The organism is Caballeronia jiangsuensis, from assembly GCF_046030135.1.
Lineage (GTDB): Bacteria > Pseudomonadota > Gammaproteobacteria > Burkholderiales > Burkholderiaceae > Caballeronia > Caballeronia jiangsuensis.
In genome coordinates this window covers 58,448-77,397 of the sequence record NZ_JAQQDB010000022.1, presented here as the reverse complement: position 1 = coordinate 77,397, position 18,950 = coordinate 58,448, and the positions used below count along the sequence as shown (strand labels likewise).

Below are 18,950 nucleotides of genomic sequence, written 5' to 3'. Positions count from 1 at the left end.
AAGAACCTGAGAGTGCGCAAGGTTGCGCGCGGTGATCCTCCGGGGACGCCGCGCGTTTTTTTGTGCACGGCCCTTACGCGTATACCCGCTGTCTCTTGGCTTTCCCGAAGCTAAAAAAACGCTTCGGGATGCTGTCCAAATCCTGTCCGCGCAATGCCTCTTTAACACTTATTCCATGCCGTGCACCCTTACGATGCGTCAGGTGTGGGCTAACGCTCGTGCTCTTCGGGTATGTCCGAATATGGTCATATCCTTACATTTTTCTACACTCGCTCACAGCCCATGTAATCGATAACGCGCAACGCATTTAAAAAGCATTGCAGGCTTTTTGCGCGAAGCATGGGACTTTCAAAAAACGATCAGGCGATGGAGACACACATGGGTATGAAGATGAAGCTCATCGCGAGCACGCTCGCGTTCGGCGTTTTCTCGATGGCGCACGCGGCGGACCCGATCAAGATCGGCGTCGATGGTCCGTTTACGGGCGGTTCGTCATCCATGGGTGTCAGCATGCGCGACGGCGTTCGTCTCGCCACGGCGGAGATCAACAAGTCCGGCGGCGTGCTTGGCCGCCAGATCGTGCTCGTCGAACGCGATGACGAGGCGAAGAACGAGCGCGGCGTGCAGATCGCGCAGGAGCTCATCAACAAGGAGAAGGTCGTCGCGGTCGTCGGCTATATCAATACGGGTGTGGCGCTCGCATCGCAGCGCTTCTTCCAGGAAGCGAAGATTCCCGTCTTCAACAATGTCGCGACCGGCACGGTGGTGACGAAGCAATTCGACGATCAGCCCGATAACTACGTGTTCCGCAACGCGGCCGCCGACCGCATCCAGGCGCCGATGATCGTCGAGGAAGCGGTGACGAAGCGTGGCTTCAAGAAGGTCGCGATTCTCGCCGATTCGACGAACTATGGTCAGCTTGGCCGCGAAGATCTGGAGAAGGCGCTGGCCGCGAAAGGCGTGAAGCCTGTGGCTGTCGAAAAGTTCAACATCAAGGACGTCGACATGACGGCCCAGTTGCTGAAGGCGAAAGAAGCGGGCGCCGAAGCGGTGCTGACTTACGGCATCGGGCCGGAGCTTGCGCAGATTGCGAACGGCATGTCGAAGCTCGGCTGGAAGGTGCCGTTGATCGGCAGCTGGACGCTTTCGATGGCGAACTATATCGACAATGCCGGCGCGAACGGCGAAGGCGCGCGCATGCCGCAGACCTTCATCCAGGAAGCGAATACGCCGAAGCGCAAGGCCTTTATCGATGCGTACCTGAAGGAATTCAAGCCGAAGAACGATCGCATCGATTCGCCGGTATCGGCGGCGCAAGGTTATGACTCGGTGTATCTGCTCGCGGCGGCGATCAAGCAGGCCGGCACGACGGATGGTCCTAAGGTGAAGGAAGCGCTCGAAGGCCTGAACACGAAGGTCGAAGGCGTGGTGATGGTCTACGACAAGCCTTTCTCGAAGGGCGATCATGAAGCGATTTCGCCGAATGTGCCGGTTATCGGTGAAGTGAAGAGCGGGCGCGTGATCTATGCGTATGACGCCGACAAGAAAGGCGGCGGGACTTTGCGTAGCAAGCAGGCTACTACTGCTTCTAATTGACGTTGCTGTTGTTTTTAAGGGCTTTGCCGGTGGAATCCTGATTTCGTGTCGGTCTATTGGCACTGCCCCTCCCCGGGGCGGGGGTCACTTTCTTTGCTGCTGCAAAGAAAGTAACCAAAGAAAGCAGCTTCTCATCGCCCGCGGTCACACGCAGTTTGGCCATGCTTGCCAGCCCACGGTGGCACTCGCCTAAGTGTCGCCCCCAAAGGCCCAATCGGGCTTGGCTCGCGCACGGTCTGCCGCACCGAATGTTTTAAGGCGCTGGTTCAGCGCCAAATAGCTTCGGCACAGCGCTACGCGCTGCCGTGGGGTATGCGAGGGAAACCGAAGAAGAAGCGCGCGCGCACCCGATTGACCCATCGGCCGCGTAGCGGGCCGGAGCTATATGGTGCTGAACCAGTTTGTTGTGTGGTGCGATTTGTCGGACCGTGCGCGGTCCAAGCTCTTGTCTGCTTGTGAGGGCACTCGCTACTGCCGGGCCATTAGGCCAATCGCCTGTGCCGCGGCCGGCGTGAAGTGCTTAGGCTGGGGATAGCTGTTTCTTTGGTTACTTTCTTTGCAGCAGCAAAGAAAGTGACCCCCGCCCCGGGGAGGGGCGGAGCCAATAGACCGACAAGAAATCAGGATTCCACAGAAGCATAAACGCACCAACCCCAACCGCCCAAAACCCCCCCGCGATGATCCTTCTGCAACTCATCTACAGCGGCATAGCCCTCGGCATGATCTACGCCGTGATCGCATTCGGCTATCAGCTCACGTTCGCCACATCGGGCACATTGAATTTCGGCCAGGGCGATGCCCTGATGCTCGGCGCGCTCGTCGGCCTGACGCTCGTCTCCGCAGGCGTCAACTACTGGCTGATGATTCCGCTCGTATGCCTCTTCGGCCTGATGCAAGGCGCATTCGTCGAGCGCATCGGCGTGCGGCCCGCCATCAAAATCAAGTCCGAATTCGGCTGGATCATGTCGACGATCGCGCTCGGCATCATCTTCAAGAACGTCGCGGAAAACGTATGGGGCCGCGACGATCTGCGCTTTCCGTCGCCGCTGCCCGAAGCGCCGCTCAAGGTGTTCGGCGCAAACGTGCTGCCGATGGAACTGCTCGTCGTCGGCGGCGCGCTCGTGATGATGCTCGCGGTCGAGTTCTTCAACCGCAAGACGATCTTCGGCAAGGCCGTGGTCGCGACCGCGAACGATCGCGATGCGGCGTCGCTCATGGGCATCAACACCGGGCTCGTCATCACGTTCTCGTATGCGCTTTCATCGCTGACCGCTGCATTTGCAGGGGTTTTGATCGCGCCGCTCACATTGACGGGCGCGACGATGGGCGCGGTGCTCGGCCTCAAGGCCTTCGCAGTGGCGATCATCGGCGGCTTGTCGAGCGGCATGGGCATCATCGTCGGCGGGATGATTCTCGGCATCGCGGAAACGACGACCGGATTCTATATTTCCACCGGCTACAAGGACGTGCCGGGACTCGTGCTGCTCTTGATCGTGCTCGCGGTCAAGCCCGCAGGTCTCTTCGGCAAGATGGCGATCAAGAAAGTCTGAGGCGGCGACGATGAAAGCAAAGAACTGGATTGCGGCGATCGTCGGGCTTGCCGTGCTCGCGATTTTTCCGGTGGTGTCGGGCAATCCGTACTACATCCACCTCGTCGAAACCATCATGATTTACGCGATCCTTTTGTTCGGGCTCGATATCGTGGTGGGTTATACCGGCCAGGTGTCGCTCGGTCATGCGGGTCTGTTCGGCGTGGGCGCGTACACGGCGGGCGTGCTGTTCATGAAGCTCGGCATGCCGTTCTATGTGACGGCGCCGCTTTCGATTCTGGTGACGGCCGGCTTCGGCGCGATCCTCGCGTTGCCCGCGCTGCGCGTGTCCGGTCCGTATCTCGCGATGGTGACGCTCGCGTTCGGCACGATCATCCAGATCCTCATCAATGAGATGGATTTCCTGACGAACGGACCGATGGGCCTCAAGATCCCGAAGCCGATGTTCGCGGGTCACCGGCTCGACGAAGTGCAGTACTACTGGCTCGTCGCGGCATTGCTGGTCGTGTCGTTGATCGTCGTGCATCGCGTGCTGAAGTCGCATCTCGGGCGCGCGTTCGAGGCGTTGCGCGATAGCCCGATCGCATCGGATTGCATGGGCGTGTCGGTGTATCGCTACAAGGTCTATGCGTTCGTGATCAGCGCGGGTTTCGCGGGACTTGCGGGGTGTCTCTATTCGTATTCCGAGCAGTACATTTCGCCGAACACGTATAACTTCGAACTGACGATCCTGTTCCTGCTCGCGATCATCATGGGCGGGCGCAAGACGCGCACGGGCGCGATCATCGGCTCGACGGTCATCGTGATGTTGCCGAAGCTGCTCGACGATATCGCAAACTTTCGCGTCGTCGCGACGGCGCTGGCGGTCGTCGTCGTCGCGGGCGCGGTGCTCGCGCTCGTGCGCAAGACCACGACGCTGCAGCGCGTGGCGGTGCCGGTCATCGGCACGGCGGGCCTCGCGGTGTTCTCGTTCTGGATCGAAGCGCTGACCGACTGGCGCCTCACCATCTTCGGTCTGATGATCCTGCTCGTCGTGTATTACCTGCAGGACGGCATCGTCGGCTTCGTGCGCAAGACGCTGAACCTTGGCCGCGTGCGTGTGACGAAGGTCGATACCGATGAACTCGCGACCCAGACGCGCCAGGACGATGCGGTGGCGGCGGTCGGCACGCAGGGCGCGGATACGATCCTCGACGTGCGCGGCGTGCTGATGCAGTTCAGCGGCCTGAAGGCGTTGAACGACGTGAACCTGACGGTGAAGCGCGGCACGATCCACGGCCTCATTGGTCCGAACGGCTCGGGCAAGAGCACGATGATGAACGTGCTGACGGGCATCTATGTGCCGACGGCGGGTGCGATCGAATACGAAGGGCAGTCGCTCGCAGGGCGGACTTCATCGAAGATCGCGCTCTCGGGCATTGCGCGGACGTTTCAGAACGTGCAGCTCTTTGGCGAGATGACGGCGCTGGAGAATGTGCTCGTCGGCTTGCATCACACGTTCGAGTCGAACTTCGCGGATGTCGGCGTGATGAGTCCGCGATATCGGCGTGAGGAACGTGCGGCGCGTGAGCGTGCGTTCAACATGCTGCGCTTTGTGGGGCTGGAGAATGTCGCTGCGGAGGAAGCGCGCAATTTACCTTACGGCAAGCAGCGTCTGCTTGAGATCGCGCGTGCTCTGGCGCTCGATCCGCAATTGCTTTTGCTCGATGAACCAGCGGCGGGGTTGACCGCGCCGGATATTCGCGAACTCGTCGCGATCATTCGCAAGGTGCGCAATCATGGGATTACGCTCGTTCTGATCGAGCATCATATGGATGTCGTCATGAGTGTTTGCGATACCGTTTCGGTGCTGGATTTCGGGCAGAAGATCGCCGAGGGGAAGCCTTCGGAGATTCAGGCTAATGAGAAAGTTATCGAGGCTTATTTGGGTGGGCAGGCTGCCCAGGTTGCTTGATTTGGGGGTTTTTTGCTTCGCCGGATCCCGGATTCGCGGTGGTCTATTAGCACTGCCCCTCCCCGGGGCGGGGGTCACTTTCTTTGCTGCTGCAAAGAAAGTAACCAAAGAAAGCAGCTCGTTCGGGCCCGCGGTCACACGCACGTTGGCCATGCTTGCCAGCCCGCGATGGCACTCGCCTAAGTGTCGCCCCCAAAGGCCCACTCGGGCTTGGCTCGCGCACGGTCTGACAAGCTAGTTGTTTTAAGGCGCTGGTTCAGCACGTAATAGCTTCGGCACAGCGCTACGCGCTGCCGCTGGGTCTACAAGGGAAACCAACGGAATACATGTGCGGTGCATTGAGTTGGAGGCATCAGCAAAGAAGCCCACGCGCACCCGATTGACCCATCGGCCGCGAAGCGGGCCGGAGCTATTTGGTGCTGAACCAGTGTGTTGTGTGGTGCGATGAGTCAGACCGTGCGCGGTCCAAGCTCTTATCTGCTTGTGAGGGCACTCGCTACTGCCGGGCCATTAGGCCAATCGCCTGTGCCGCGGCCGGCGTGAAGTGCTTAGGCTGGGGATAGCTGTTTCTTTGGTTACTTTCTTTGCAGCAGCAAAGAAAGTGACTGCCGCCCCGCACAGGGGCAACACAAATAGACCGACGCGAAATCAGGATTCCACCAAAAAAAGCCTAAAGCGAAAACCAGAAATGCTGACGATAAAAAACCTCCACGCCGGCTACGGCAAAGTCAAAGTCCTCCACGGCATTTCGCTAGACGTGCCCAAGGCGAAGGTAGTCACCCTGATAGGCTCCAACGGCGCGGGCAAGACCACAACCATGCGCGCCATCTCCGGCATGATCAAACCGACGGAAGGCGAAATCACGATGGGCGTCGGCAGCAACACAAAGCGCATCGACTCGCTCGAGTCGCACAAGATCGCGCGTCTCGGGCTCGCGCATTCCCCCGAGGGGCGTCGCGTCTTCGCGACCATGTCCGTCACCGACAATCTGCTCCTCGGCGCATTCCCGCGCCTGACGTGGTCGCGTCCGAAAGGCGACGTCAACGCCGATCTCGAACGCGCGATCGACCTGTTTCCGCGATTGAAAGAGCGCCGCAATCAGCTCGCAGGCACGCTATCGGGCGGCGAACAGCAAATGCTCGCGATGGCGCGCGCGATCATGCTCAACCCGGACCTCGTGCTGCTCGACGAACCATCGATGGGCCTCGCGCCCATTCTCGTCGACGAAGTATTTCGCATCATCGAGCGCCTGAAAGCCGATGGCGTCACGATGCTGCTCGTCGAGCAGTTCGCCGCCGCCGCGCTCAACGTCGCGGATTACGGCTACGTGCTGGAGAACGGCCGCGTCGCGACACACGGTCCGGCCGAGCAGTTGCGCAACGATCCATCGGTGAAGGCCGCGTATCTCGGCGCGAGTCACTGACACCCCGAACAAATGCCGCACTGCGGCAAGCGAAGCCGAACTATCATGGTGACGGGCGCGCGCAAACATGCGCACGCGACATCCTCACAAGGAGCTGCCATGATCAGCGGCAAGACCACTCTGATTGCCCACCTCGGCTACCCGACCGAAGCGTTCAAGGCGCCGATGATCTACAACCCCTGGTTCGACAAACAGAACATCGACGCCGTCGTGGTGCCGATGGGCGTCAAACCCGAGGATTACGTCGCGTTCCTGCCGCATCTGTTCAAGCTGACCAACATTCGCGGCGCGCTCGTTACCATGCCGCACAAGATCACGACCGTCGGACTGATGGATGAAGTCAGCCCGACCGCGCGCATCGCCGGAGCCTGCAACGCAATCCTCAAACGCCCGGACGGCACGCTCGTCGGCGATCAGTTCGACGGCGCGGGCTTCGTGCGCGGCGTCGAACGCAAGGGCCGCAAGCTCGCGGGCACGAGCGTGCTCGTGCTCGGCAGCGGCGGCGTCGGTTCGCCGATCGCGGCATCGCTCGCGGCGGCAGGCGTCGCGGAACTCGCTATCTTCGATACCAACACGGCTTCCGTCGAAGGGCTCGCGTCGCGCTTGCGTGAGCACTATCCCAAGCTCGTCGTAAGAACGGACACGAAAGATCCCGCCGGCTTCGACGTGATCGTGAACGCGACGCCGCTCGGCATGAAGGAAACGGACCCCTTGCCGTTCGATATCGACCGCATCGCGCCGGGCACGTTCGTCGGCGAAGTGGTGATGAAATCGGAGTACACGCCGCTCTTGCGCGCAGCCAAGGACAAGGGCTGCGCCGTGCAGGTCGGCACGGACATGCTTTTCGAAATGATTCCGGCGTATCTGGAGTTCTTCGGCTACGGCACCGCCACCGCCGATGACTTGCGCTCGGTCGCGCAGATCAAATATGCGTAAGGAAGCTTGCGCGGACATAACCGCGCTTCGTTCCTATACTTTGATCGACATAGCTTCGATCGACACAGCAACGCAGACGCTCATCCTCTGACAAATAGGCTGTCCCACGCGGCGGCCCGGAAAAAGGAAGGGAGGAATCATGGGATCGACTGCACCCGGCGTTCCGGCCGACGACAAGCACGCGCCCGAGCCGCACGGCCACCCGGCATTGATGGGGCTCTCGCTCGCGGCGCTCGGCGTCGTCTACGGCGACATCGGCACGAGTCCGCTCTATACGCTCAAGACCGTCTTCGATCCCGCAGGCGGCCTGCCATTGCAGCCCGCGAACGTGATCGGCATCGTGTCGCTCATCTTCTGGTCTCTCACGATCATCGTCTCGCTCAAATACGTAACGCTGATCCTGCGCGCCAACAATCACGGCGAAGGCGGCATCATGGCGCTGCTCGCGCTGGCGGCGTCATCGGTCGAATCGAAGAAGCGGTTGAAGCACGTGCTCTTGCTCATCGGCGTGATGGGCGCCGCGCTCTTTTACGGCGATGGCGTCATCACGCCGGCCATTTCCGTGCTGAGCGCGGTGGAAGGGCTGGAAGTGGCCGCGCCGGGCCTGCAGCCCTATGTCGTGCCCGTGACGCTCGTCGCGCTGATCGCGCTCTTCGTGATGCAGAAGCACGGCACATCGGGCATCGGCGCGGTGTTCGGGCCGGTGATGGTGCTGTGGTTCGCGATACTGGCGGTGTCGGGCGTCGTGAACATCAAGGATGCACCGCATATTCTCGTGGCGCTCAATCCGCTCGAAGGGCTCGCATTCTGCCTGCATCATCGCTGGCTCGCGTTCGTCGCCCTCGGTGCGGTCGTGCTTTCGCTCACGGGCGCCGAAGCGCTTTATGCCGACATGGGCCACTTCGGCTCGCGGCCGATCCGCCTCACGTGGTTCGCCGTCGTCTTTCCCGCGCTCGCGCTCAACTATCTCGGACAGGGCGCGCTGCTGATCACGGACCCGGGCGCTTTGCAGAATCCGTTCTACCGGCTCTTTCCGTCATGGATGCTCTATCCGATGGTCGTGCTCTCGACCATCGCGACGGTCATCGCATCGCAGGCCGTCATCTCCGGCACCTATTCGATGACCAAGCAGGCGATGCAGCTCGGCTTCCTGCCGCGCATGAGCGTCGTGTACACGTCGGCGAAGGAGATCGGGCAGATCTATGTGCCGGGCATCAACTGGACGCTCCTGCTCGCGGTGGTCGCGGCCGTGCTGGGCTTCGGCTCGTCGACGGCGCTCGGTTCCGCATACGGCATCGCCGTCACCGGCACGATGCTCATCACGACGGTGCTGACGTTCTTCGTGATCCGCTACGCGTGGCACTACAACTGGGCGCTATGCGTCGTCGCGACGGCTTTCTTCTTCGTCATCGACGCGATGTTCTTCTCGGCGAATTGCCTGAAGATCGCGGAAGGCGGCTGGTTCCCGGTCGCGATCGGTCTCGTGATGTTCACCGTCATGGCGACGTGGGGACGCGGCGCGCAAATGATGATCCAGGAGGCTCGCGTGCGCGCCGGCGCGACGCCGCTCAAGCCCTTCCTCAAGAGCCTCATCGCACGCGCGCCCGCACGCGTGGAAGGCACGGCGATATTCATGTCGAACGATCCCAGCGGCGTGCCGCATTCGTTGCTGAACAACCTCATGCATAACCGCGTGCTGCACGAACACACGGTGTTTCTGACGGTCACCACCGAGCCGGTGCCGTGGGTCGAGGAGGCGCGCCGCGTCTGTATCGAGACGCTCGGCAACGGCTGTTTTCAGGTGACCGTGAACTATGGCTTCAAGGACGAAGTCGACCTGCCTGCCGCGCTCGAAAAGTGCCGCTCTTCGGGGCTCAAGTTCGATCGCGCGACGATTTCGTATTTCCTTTCGCGTGCAACCGTGGTGCCGACGCCGGGCACCGGCATGGCCTTATGGCGCGAACGCCTCTTCGCGATCATGCTGCACAATGTGGGCAACGTAGCGGCCTATTTGCGATTACCGGCCGATCGCGTGATCGAGCTCGGCGCGCGGGTCGAAATATGACGGCGCAAATCGGCTGATTTGCGTGCATCCGGCGCAAGCGGGCGGCCGCGGATTGCGCGAGACTCAAGACAAGACATGCGGCACACAGGAGACGCCATGACCGCCAGCAGCCCGCCGACCCGCCATCCATTCCCCTCTACCGCGCGCCTCGTCGAGCGCGGCAAGATCGTCTCTGCGCGCGAGGCGGTGCGCCTGATCCGCTCGGGCGATACGCTCGCGACGAGCGGTTTCGTCGGCATCGGCTTCGCGGAGGAAGTGGCGATCGCGCTCGAGGAACGCTTCGTCGAAGGCAGCGATCCGATCGCGGATCTGACGCTCGTCTACGCCGCGGGTCAGGGCGATGGCCGCACGAAAGGCCTCAATCACCTGGCGCATGAAGGCCTGATCAAACGCGTGATAGGCGGCCACTGGGGACTCGTGCCGGGCCTGCAGAAGATGGCGATCGAGAACCGCGTCGAAGCGTACAACCTGCCGCAAGGCGTGATCTCGCAACTCTTTCGCGATATCGCCGCGCATCGGCCCGGGCAGCTCTCGACGGTCGGCCTCGGCACCTTCGTCGATCCGCGCAACGGCGGCGGCAAGCTCAACGCGCGCACGACCGACGATCTCGTGCGACTCATGCCTATCGACGGCACGGACTATCTGTACTACAAGACCTTTCCGATCGATGTCGCGATCGTGCGCGGCACGACCGCCGATCTGAACGGCAACATCACGATGGAAAAGGAAGCGCTGACGCTCGAAGCGCTGTCCATCGCGATGGCCGCGCGCAATTCGGGCGGCATCGTGATCGCGCAGGTCGAGCGGCTCGCGGAGTCGAACACGCTCAATTCGCGTCACGTGAAAATTCCCGGCGTGATGGTCGATTGCGTCGTGGTCGCGAAGTCCGACAATCACTGGCAGACCTTCGGCGAGCAATACAGCGCGGCATTTTCGAGCGAGCTGCGCGTGGCCGCGAGTTCCGTGCCGCCGATGGCGCTCACGGAACGCAAGATCATCGCGCGGCGCGCCGCATTCGAGCTGATGGCCAACAGCGTCGTCAATCTCGGCATCGGCATGCCCGAAGGCATCGCGAGCGTCGCGAACGAGGAGCAGGTGATCGACCTCTTCACGATGACGACCGAGCCCGGCGTGATCGGCGGCATTCCGGCGGGCGGCCTCAACTTCGGCGCGGCCACGAATACGCAGGCGATCATCGATCAGCCTTATCAGTTCGATTTCTACGATGGCGGCGGCCTCGATATCGCGTTCCTCGGTCTCGCGCAGGCGGACGCCGACGGCAATCTCAACGTGAGCAAGTTCGGGCCGAAGCTGGCCGGCGCGGGCGGCTTCATCAACATCAGCCAGTCGGCGAAGAAAGTGGTGTTCGTGGGCACGTTCAACGCGGGCAAGCTGGATGTCGCGATCGGCGACGGCAAGCTCAGGATTCGCCGCGAAGGCGATTGCCGCAAGTTCGTCGATGCGGTCGAGCATCGTACGTTCAGCGGCCGTTATGCGGCCGAGCGCGGGCAGACCGTGCTCTATATCACCGAGCGCTGCGTGTTCGAACTCACGGACAAGGGCCTCGCGCTCACGGAAGTCGCGCCTGGTATCGATATCGAGCGGGATATCGTCGGGCAAATGGGCTTCAGGCCGATCATGGATACGCCGCCGCGCCTGATGGACGAACGCATTTTCCGCGATGCGCCGATGGGTCTGCGCAATGTGCTGCTCAGGCTCGATCTGTCGGAACGCTTCAGCTACGACCCGGAAAAGAATCTCTTCTTCATCAACTTCGAAGGCCATGAAGTAAAGAGCCTGAGCGATGTCGAAGCGATACGCGTCGAAGTCGAAAAGCAATTGGCGGCCATGAGGACGAAGCCGCACGCGATCGTGAACTACGATAACTTTTCGATTCGGCCCGACATGCTCGACGCCTATTCGGAGATGGTGACGAAGCTCGTCGATGGCCTTTACGACCGCGTGACGCGCTATACGACGAGCAGCTTCCTGCGCCTCAAACTCGGCGATGCATTGAAGCGCCGCGGCGTCGCGCCGTATATCTACGAAAGCCCTGAAGAAGCGCGCGAACACGAGTCGAAACGCGCGTCCGAATGACAATGGGCCGCGTCGAGCGGCCCATTGCATTGCATGTTATCCACGCGCGGTGTGCTTCGGCGCAGTCTCCCGCTGATTGCGCAGCCTGCTATGGCGTATGCCATAGCCGAAGTAGATCACGACGCCGATCGCCATCCATACGATGAGCCGTATCCACGTATCGGCGGGCAGTCCGGACATCAGGAAGAGCGAGGACAGCGCGCCGAGCGGAGCGACGACATACACCGCGGGCGTCTTGAACGCGCGCTCCAGATTCGGCTGCGTGATGCGCAGCACCAGCACGCCGATGCATACCACCATGAACGCGAACAGCGTGCCGATGCTCACCAGTTCGCCGACGAGCCCGATCGGCAAAAGCCCCGCCAGGATCATCACGATGATGCCGGTGATGATCGTCGTGATGTAGGGCGTCTGAAAGCGCGGGTGAATCTTCGATGCAAATGGCGGCAGGAGGCCGTCTCGCGCCATCGAATAGAAGATGCGCGGTTGCGACAGCAGCAGCACGAGAATCACCGACGTGAGGCCGAAGATCGCACCCAGCTTGACGATGGGCGAGAGCCAGCGCATGCCGATCGCATCGACGCCGACTGCGATCGGATCGGCCACGTTGAGCTTGTCGTATGACACGATGCCCGTCAGCACATACGACACGAGCACATAGAGGATCGTGCAAATCGTGAGCGAGCCGAGCAGGCCGATCGGCATGTCGCGTTTCGGATTGCGCGTCTCCTGCGCCACGCACGACACCGAATCGAAGCCGATATAGGCAAAGAACACGACCGCCGCGCCGCGCAGCACGCCGCTCATGCCGAACACGCCCGATTCTCCGGTGTTCGGCGGAATGAACGCGCCTGTCGGGTTTTGCGCGGTGACCCAGTGGCTCCTGTCCACGAACGCGATGCCCGCGGCGATGAACGCGATCACGATCAGCACCTTGATGATGACGATGAAGCTGTTCACGCGCGCCGACTCGCGTATGCCGATCACGAGCAGCATCGTGATGAGCCCGACGATCACCATCGCAGGCACGTTGAGTATCGCGCCGACGTGGCTCCAGCCGTGACCGGGATCGTAGGCGAAGGGCGCTTTCGCGAGCTGCTCCGGTATGTCGATGCCGAGCGAATGCAGAAAGCTCACGACATAGCCGGACCAGCCGATGGCGACCGTCGTCGCGCCGACCGCGTATTCGAGGATCAGATCCCAGCCAATGAGCCACGCGATCAGCTCGCCCATCGTCGCATAGGCATACGTGTAGGCGCTGCCGGAAACCGGCACCGTGGACGCCATTTCGGCATAACACAGTCCCGCGAGCGCGCAGACGATCGCGCCCAGCACGAACGACAGGATGATCGCGGGCCCGGCGTTGGTCGCGGCCGCGTGGCCCGTCAGCACGAAAATCCCCGCGCCGATGATGCAGCCTATGCCGAGCAACACGACATCGAGTGCGGTGAGCGAACGTTTCAGCGTGTGGCCGCCGTGTTCCTGAAGCACTTCCTCGGTTTCTTCCGCTTCGCTTTGCAGCGTAGCAACGGACTTTCTTTGCATGACGGTCACGATCGCCTCCTGTGCGGCGGCAGCGAGGCCGCGCCCGGTGGCGCGGCGAAGTCTGTCGCCCGTTCAAGTGCGGGATGATGCACACGCCGCTTGCTTCACACCTGCACGTTCGTTCTGACGTATTGCCGTTTCGTGATAGCAGATTTTGCCGGGGAATTCGAGCGCTGCTCAGCGATGCGCGTGCAACGACGCGTTTTACGAGTACGTTCGTGCACGGCGAGCGGCTTGCAGCAGGAAACGTGCCGCGCTCGGCGCCGGTCGGGACTGCGCTCGCGCGGCGCAAGACCCCACAACGGTCAAGGACATACGCGGACGGCATAAAGCACGGATGCGCGGCGCACTATAATCAGTTGCACAGTTGCGATTTTCAACCCGGAATCCGTTCCTGTTGCTTGCGGAACGTTCACCGGACTTTCCTCACGTGGAGAATTTGATATGGCTATACGCATTGGTGATGAAGCCCCCGATTTCACGGCGGAGACGACCGAAGGCACGATTCGCTTTCACGAGTGGATCGGCGACAAATGGGCGATCCTCTTCTCGCATCCGAAGGACTTCACGCCCGTCTGCACGACCGAGCTCGGCTACATGGCCAAGCTCAAGCCCGAGTTCGACAAGCGCGGCACGAAGGTGATCGGCCTCTCGATCGATCCGGTGACGAATCACTCGCAATGGGCCAAGGATATCGAGGAGACGCAGGGTACCGCGGTCAACTATCCGATGATCGGCGACGCGGATCTGAACGTCGCGAAGCTCTACGACATGATCCACCCGAACGCGAGCGGCGCGAATCCGCGCACGGCAGCCGACAACGCGACGATCCGCGCCGTGTTCATCGTCGGTCCGGACAAGAAGGTGAAGGCCACGTTCACGTATCCGATGAGCGCGGGCCGCAACTTCGACGAAGTGCTGCGCCTGCTCGACGCGCTGCAACTGAACGCGAAGCACACGGTCGCGACGCCGGTGAACTGGAAACCGGGCGAGGACGTCATCATCCCCACGTCCGTATCGGATGACGACGCAAAGAAGAAGTATCCGGACGGCTTCAAGACGCTCAAGCCGTATCTGCGCACGGTGGCGCAGCCGAAGTAACGCACGCGCAACTGAAATCGGACGCCGGCCGCACACGCGGGCCGGCGTTTTTATTTCAGCTCAGTTGTGTCCGGTGCGGCGTTCGGGCGACGTTTCGACTTCGCCCGGCTTGCGCAGCATCTTGTCCACTTCGCCCGCGTGCATCTCCTCGGTTTCGATCATCTGCCGCGCGTATTCCTCCAGCGCGACGGAGCGGCCCTCGACGAGCTTCAGCAAGTCGCGATAAAGACCGAGCGCGACGTTTTCCGCCTGTAGCGATTCGCGCAGGATCGTCGCGATGTCGAAGGTGTGATTGTCGAGCAGCGGGCCGATTGCGAGCGATGGATAGGCGCCGAGCGTCGTGATCCATTCGCCGGCCTGATGCGCATGCACGAGCGATTCATCGGCCTGCGCGCGCAGCCACGACACGATGGGAATGCGTCCGAAGCCGAACACGAGAAACGAATAGTGCGTGTAGCGCACGACGCCCGCCAGTTCGGATTCGAGGATCCTGTTCAGGACGTCGACGACCTTTTCCTTTTCGAGCTCTGCCATTCTTGCCTCCGTTTTTCCAACGCCAGGCGCTCCGCAGGACGGAGAGGCCATGATTCGTCGCATGCCGCGGCATCACTCATTGTAGTCACGCGCACGGCGCATGCGAGGCGAAACTGCGGCTGGAGGCGCGCAAGATATGCGCCCGGAACGGCTATGGAGGCGATGCAGGCGGCCCTGCGGCCGCGGCACCGGTACGGCGGAAACCCTGCGTTCAGGCGATTTCTTCGATCCAGAGCGCAGCCGTGCGCGCCAGCACCTGCGACATGGCCGTGCGCGCGCCGTCTCCATCGGCGGTTTCGATGGCCCGCACGAGCCGGCCGTAATCGCCGAGCTGGGAGTCGGGCACGCGTGGCAGCGCATGCGGCTGCGCGCGCAAGGCTGCCTTCATCGTCCGGATGCCGACGCGCACGACGCTGCCCATCTGGCGCAGCACTTCGTCGCCGCTTGCATCGACGATAGCGGCCTGTAGCGCCTCTTCCGCGGCGGACTGTAGGGGTTCGGACGGGCTCGCGTGCAAAAGCCGCTGATAGGCCGCATTGATGGCGATGCGCTGGTGCCGGTTTGCGCGCGTCGCGGCGAGCGCGGCGGCGGGCGGATCGACGAGCGCGCGGAACTCGATCAGCCTGCGTATGCAGTCGGGATCATGCAGCGCGCGCATGCGCCACTCGGCGACCTCGGGATCCATGATGAGCCATTCCCGCGCGGGCTTGATGCGTGTGCCCGTCTTGGGTCGCACGTCGAGCATGCGGCGCGAGATGAGAATGCTCAGCGCCTCGCGCATGATGGTCCGGCTCACGCCGTGCTGCTTCGAGAGGATGACTTGTGGCGGCAGCACGTTGTCCTGGTATTCGCCGCTCACGATGCCCGCTACGAGCTGGTTCACCACGCGTTTGACGAGCGATGCTTCATAGCCATGATTCATGTTTTTGTTCTCGTGATAACGCCCACGCCTGTGGCTTCTCGCTACTCGTCGCCGAGTGGCAGAGCCAGCGCTTGTCTAAGTTCACGGCGTGTCGGTGCACCGCGCGGGCGAACTTTCGCGCGCAGCGCTTCCCCCCCGGCACGCCGTGTATTTGGTCCCCGGATTCAGCTATCGATGCGGTATGAGCCGCATACCCCGCAGCGGTCGGCATTGTTTGGACAGCATCGTCGATCCGCTGAAAGAAGCGTATCTCTGCGTGGCCTGTTTTAACAATATGGTGCACCGCTAATTCGACTGACTATCGTGCGTCCGCCCACAAAATCGCGCGGGCGCGCAACACGGCGCGAATCGCCAGAAATGCGCAAGCGTTTGCGCGTCGTCGGTTATGCGAAGCATCGAACACAACGCTCGATGCGGCAGCCATGTGTTATTTTTGCGAGCCATAGCAACGCAACGACACAACGAGGAAACGAAACATGAAAGTCGCCGTCATGGGTGCGGGCGCGGTCGGTTGTTACTACGGCGGCATGCTTGCGCGCGCGGGTCACGAGGTCGTGTTGATCGCGCGGCAGCAGCATGTCGAAGCGATCGAACGCGATGGCCTGCGCCTCGACACGCAGCATTTCGACGAGCGCGTGCGCGTGGCCGCGAGCACCGACGCGAGCGCGGTGAAGGGCGCGCAACTCGTGCTCTTCTGCGTGAAGTCCACCGATACCGAGAGCGCTGCAAAGGCGCTCGCGTCGCATCTCGAACACGATGCGTTGCTGCTCTCGCTGCAGAACGGCGTGGAGAATGCCGAACGCCTGCGCGAGTTGCTGCCGCAGGAAGCGGCGGCCGCGGTCGTGTATGTCGCGACCGGGATGGCGGGGCCGGGGCACGTCAAACACAACGGCCGCGGCGAGCTCGTGATTGAGCCATCGACGAAAAGCGAGGAGGTCGCGCGTGCGTTCGTCGAGGCGGGCGTGCCGACCGAGATTTCCGACAACGTGCGTGGCGCGCTGTGGGCCAAGCTCGTGCTGAATTGCGCCTACAACGCGCTGTCCGCGATCACGCAGTTGCCGTACGGAAAGCTCGTGCAGGGCGAGGGCATCACGCGCTCGATGCGCGATGTCGTCGACGAATGTCTCGCGGTGGCGAAGGCCGACAACGTGATCATTCCCAGCGACGTCGATGCCGCCGTGCGCCGCATCGCCGAAACGATGCAGAACCAGTACTCGTCGACGGCGCAGGACGTGGCGCGCGGCAAGACGAGCGAGATCGATCATCTGAACGGGCTGATCGTGCGGCGAGGCGAAGCGCTCGGCATCCCGACGCCCGCGAACCGCCTGCTGCATGCGCTCGTCAAGGCGATCGAAAGCAAGGCCTCGTAGCGCGCGATTCGAAGGTGTGGGGGCGAGGCCGGGCACGGCCGATGCTGAGTTATGCAGCACGCACAGAAAACACCGTGCGTAGCCCAACACACCGGAGGTTCACCATGAAATCGTTCGTCAAGGCCGTGGCCGTCGCCGCTGTAGTGGTGGCGCCGGCGCTCTCTTTCGCGCAAACCGATTCGTCGCTTACGCGTGATCAGGTGAAGCAGGATCTGCGGCAGGTCGAAGCCGCCGGCTATGATCCGACGCGCTCGGACCAGACTTCGTATCCATCAGATATCCAGGCCGCTGAAAGTCGCGTGGCGCGCCAGAACGGTGCATACGGCGGAACAGCGGCCGGCCGATCGGCCTCAGGCACGCGCAACATGATGCCGCCTTTGAATGACGACGGCACAAAGCCGGTTTATTTTGGCCGTTGATGATGACGCGGCCGGGTTCTGCGCGTTCGGCGCAACGGCGCTAACATCGGTTCTTCCATTCGCTCTATCGCGTTCATGCGCAGGAAGACACTCATGGATAAAGCCGTCAAGATTCCCGGCCCCGATCATCCGATCACGGTCGAACCCAGTCCGTTGCACGTGATCGTGAAGGCGGGCGGGCATGTCATCGTCGATACTTCGAGGGCGCTATCTTTGCGCGAGGCATCGTATCCGGAGGTGCTCTATGTCCCGCGCGAAGACGTGGACATGACAAAACTCGAACGCACGTCGCACACGACATACTGCCCTTACAAAGGCGAATGCAGCTATTACAGCATCCCGTCGGGTGGACAAAAAGCCGCCAATGCAGTGTGGTCCTATGAGATGCCATACGACGCGGTTGCATCGATAAAAGATCATCTGGCGTTTTATCGAGATCGCATCGATTCATTCGAAACGCGCGACGCCTGACACTCAATCGAGCAAGGTTTTGGCGCGGTGCTTGAGCATCGCGCTGAAGTCGTCGAGCCAGCCGACCGACAGACGCCAGCTCTGCCAGTAGAGGTCAACATCCAGGCGCGCGCCGGGCGACACTTCCACGAGCGCGCCGCTGTCCAGTTGCGCCGCGACGAGCCGTTGCGGACACATACCCCACGCAAGCCCGGACGTGCACGCGCGCACGAAGCCTTCGCCATGCGGCACGACATGCGCGGGCGGCTCGATATCTGCGCGGCTTACACGCTTGACGAAGCGTTTCTGCAATTCATCCTTCTCGTTGAAGTTGACGCATGGCGCTCGACGCAGCGCGTCACGCGTCAGTCCGTCAGCGAAATGACGCTCGAAATACGCGGGTGAACACACGGCGCGATATCGCATGCGCCCGAGTTTCACCGAGCGCCAGCCGGGTACGGGTTCGGCCTGCGTGGTGATGGCGCCTTGCACGTCGCCTTCGCGAATGCGTTGCGCGGTGTGATCCTGATCGTCAACGACGAGGTCCAGCATCAGTTCACGCTCGATACAGAAGTCCGCCGCGGCGTCGATGAACCAGGTGCTCATGCTGTCGTCGTTCACCGCGATGCGCAGCTTCGCGCGCCGCTCGCTCGGCGCGCCCGGCAAGGCCGGCATGCGTCCGCCGAGTTCCGCTTCGAGCAATTGCACCCGTTCGGTATGGCGACACAGCAGCGCGCCCGAAGCCGTCGCTTCGCACGGCTGGCCGCGCTTGACGAGCAGGCTGCCGACGCGCTCTTCCAGCAGCTTCACACGCTGCGACACCGCTGACGGCGTGACGTTGAGATCCCGCGCCGCGCGTTCGAAAGACCCCGTGCGCACGACGGCGAGCAACGCATCGAGCAGAGCGTAGTCGAGCATTAGCGTTCCTTAATCGAAATTAGGAAGTTTAGCTGTTTGAACGCACGTTCAAAGCGCAGACTACGGCTTT

At 62.0% G+C, this 18,950-nt stretch carries 16 protein-coding genes; 11 read left to right on the top strand and 5 right to left on the bottom strand.

Features of this window, described 5'->3' with window-relative positions:
• The first annotated feature begins 384 nt into the window (after positions 1–384).
• Positions 385–1,596 carry an ABC transporter substrate-binding protein gene (locus PQR08_RS22775; RefSeq protein ID WP_371882252.1) on the top strand — a complete coding sequence of 404 codons (1,212 nt, stop codon included), beginning with the start codon at positions 385–387 and terminating at the stop codon, positions 1,594–1,596.
• Here PQR08_RS22775 and PQR08_RS22770 read toward each other — a convergent pair.
• Entirely contained in the window at positions 1,589–1,759 is a 171-nt protein-coding gene (locus PQR08_RS22770; RefSeq protein WP_250484692.1) for a hypothetical protein, read from the bottom strand. The genes PQR08_RS22775 and PQR08_RS22770 overlap by 8 nt on opposite strands.
• Positions 1,760–2,273: 514 nt before the next feature.
• Between PQR08_RS22770 and PQR08_RS22765 the strand changes: the two genes are divergently transcribed.
• The 6 genes from PQR08_RS22765 (at position 2,274) to PQR08_RS22740 (ending at position 11,621) form a co-directional block, all read left to right on the top strand.
• Positions 2,274–3,146: a branched-chain amino acid ABC transporter permease gene (locus PQR08_RS22765; RefSeq protein WP_035501820.1), complete on the top strand. Its 873-nt coding sequence runs from the start codon at positions 2,274–2,276 to the stop codon at positions 3,144–3,146.
• Between the two features lie 10 nt (positions 3,147–3,156).
• Positions 3,157–5,100: a branched-chain amino acid ABC transporter ATP-binding protein/permease gene (locus PQR08_RS22760; RefSeq protein ID WP_187606252.1), complete on the top strand. Its 1,944-nt coding sequence runs from the start codon at positions 3,157–3,159 to the stop codon at positions 5,098–5,100.
• A gap of 688 nt (positions 5,101–5,788) precedes the next feature.
• On the top strand, positions 5,789–6,523 hold the full coding sequence (locus tag PQR08_RS22755) for an ABC transporter ATP-binding protein (protein ID WP_187606253.1): 735 nt from the start codon (positions 5,789–5,791) through the stop codon (positions 6,521–6,523).
• A gap of 99 nt (positions 6,524–6,622) precedes the next feature.
• The gene (locus PQR08_RS22750; protein ID WP_250484690.1) at positions 6,623–7,459 is read left to right on the top strand and encodes a shikimate dehydrogenase family protein; all 837 of its coding nucleotides are present in this window, start codon (positions 6,623–6,625) and stop codon (positions 7,457–7,459) included.
• Positions 7,460–7,598: 139 nt separating this feature from the next.
• Positions 7,599–9,524, top strand: a complete 1,926-nt coding sequence (locus PQR08_RS22745) for a potassium transporter Kup (RefSeq protein WP_187606255.1) — start codon at positions 7,599–7,601, stop codon at positions 9,522–9,524.
• 96 nt (positions 9,525–9,620) lie between these two features.
• Entirely contained in the window at positions 9,621–11,621 is a 2,001-nt protein-coding gene (locus tag PQR08_RS22740) for an acyl CoA:acetate/3-ketoacid CoA transferase (protein ID WP_250484689.1), read from the top strand.
• Between the two features lie 36 nt (positions 11,622–11,657).
• Here the strand turns inward: PQR08_RS22740 and PQR08_RS22735 are convergent, their stop codons facing one another.
• On the bottom strand, positions 11,658–13,166 hold the full coding sequence (locus PQR08_RS22735) for an amino acid permease (protein WP_187606626.1): 1,509 nt from the start codon (positions 13,164–13,166) through the stop codon (positions 11,658–11,660).
• A gap of 444 nt (positions 13,167–13,610) precedes the next feature.
• On the opposite strand from PQR08_RS22735, the gene PQR08_RS22730 reads away from it, so the two are divergent.
• Positions 13,611–14,267, top strand: coding sequence for a peroxiredoxin (locus tag PQR08_RS22730; protein ID WP_035501829.1), 657 nt, complete (start codon positions 13,611–13,613; stop codon positions 14,265–14,267).
• Between the two features lie 60 nt (positions 14,268–14,327).
• Here PQR08_RS22730 and PQR08_RS22725 read toward each other — a convergent pair whose 3' ends face one another.
• Both PQR08_RS22725 and PQR08_RS22720 read right to left on the bottom strand, forming a co-directional pair.
• Positions 14,328–14,801 carry a ferritin-like domain-containing protein gene (locus PQR08_RS22725; RefSeq protein ID WP_238213873.1) on the bottom strand — a complete coding sequence of 158 codons (474 nt, stop codon included), beginning with the start codon at positions 14,799–14,801 and terminating at the stop codon, positions 14,328–14,330.
• Positions 14,802–15,012: 211 nt separating this feature from the next.
• Entirely contained in the window at positions 15,013–15,723 is a 711-nt protein-coding gene (locus PQR08_RS22720) for a FadR/GntR family transcriptional regulator (RefSeq protein ID WP_035501832.1), read from the bottom strand.
• 476 nt (positions 15,724–16,199) lie between these two features.
• Between PQR08_RS22720 and PQR08_RS22715 the strand changes: the two genes are divergently transcribed.
• The 3 genes from PQR08_RS22715 to PQR08_RS22705 all read left to right on the top strand — a co-directional run bounded on the left by PQR08_RS22715 (position 16,200) and on the right by PQR08_RS22705 (position 17,983).
• Entirely contained in the window at positions 16,200–17,093 is an 894-nt protein-coding gene (locus tag PQR08_RS22715) for a ketopantoate reductase family protein (RefSeq protein WP_250484688.1), read from the top strand.
• A 104-nt stretch (positions 17,094–17,197) separates the two neighbouring features.
• Positions 17,198–17,512 (top strand): DUF4148 domain-containing protein, encoded by a 315-nt coding sequence (locus PQR08_RS22710; RefSeq protein ID WP_250484687.1) that lies wholly within the window; start codon positions 17,198–17,200, stop codon positions 17,510–17,512.
• Positions 17,513–17,605: 93 nt separating this feature from the next.
• Entirely contained in the window at positions 17,606–17,983 is a 378-nt protein-coding gene (locus tag PQR08_RS22705; RefSeq protein ID WP_250484686.1) for a DUF427 domain-containing protein, read from the top strand.
• A 3-nt stretch (positions 17,984–17,986) separates the two neighbouring features.
• On the opposite strand, the gene PQR08_RS22700 is transcribed toward PQR08_RS22705, so the two are convergent.
• Positions 17,987–18,880, bottom strand: a complete 894-nt coding sequence (locus PQR08_RS22700) for a LysR family transcriptional regulator ArgP (protein ID WP_238291574.1) — start codon at positions 18,878–18,880, stop codon at positions 17,987–17,989.
• Positions 18,881–18,950: the final 70 nt, after the last annotated feature.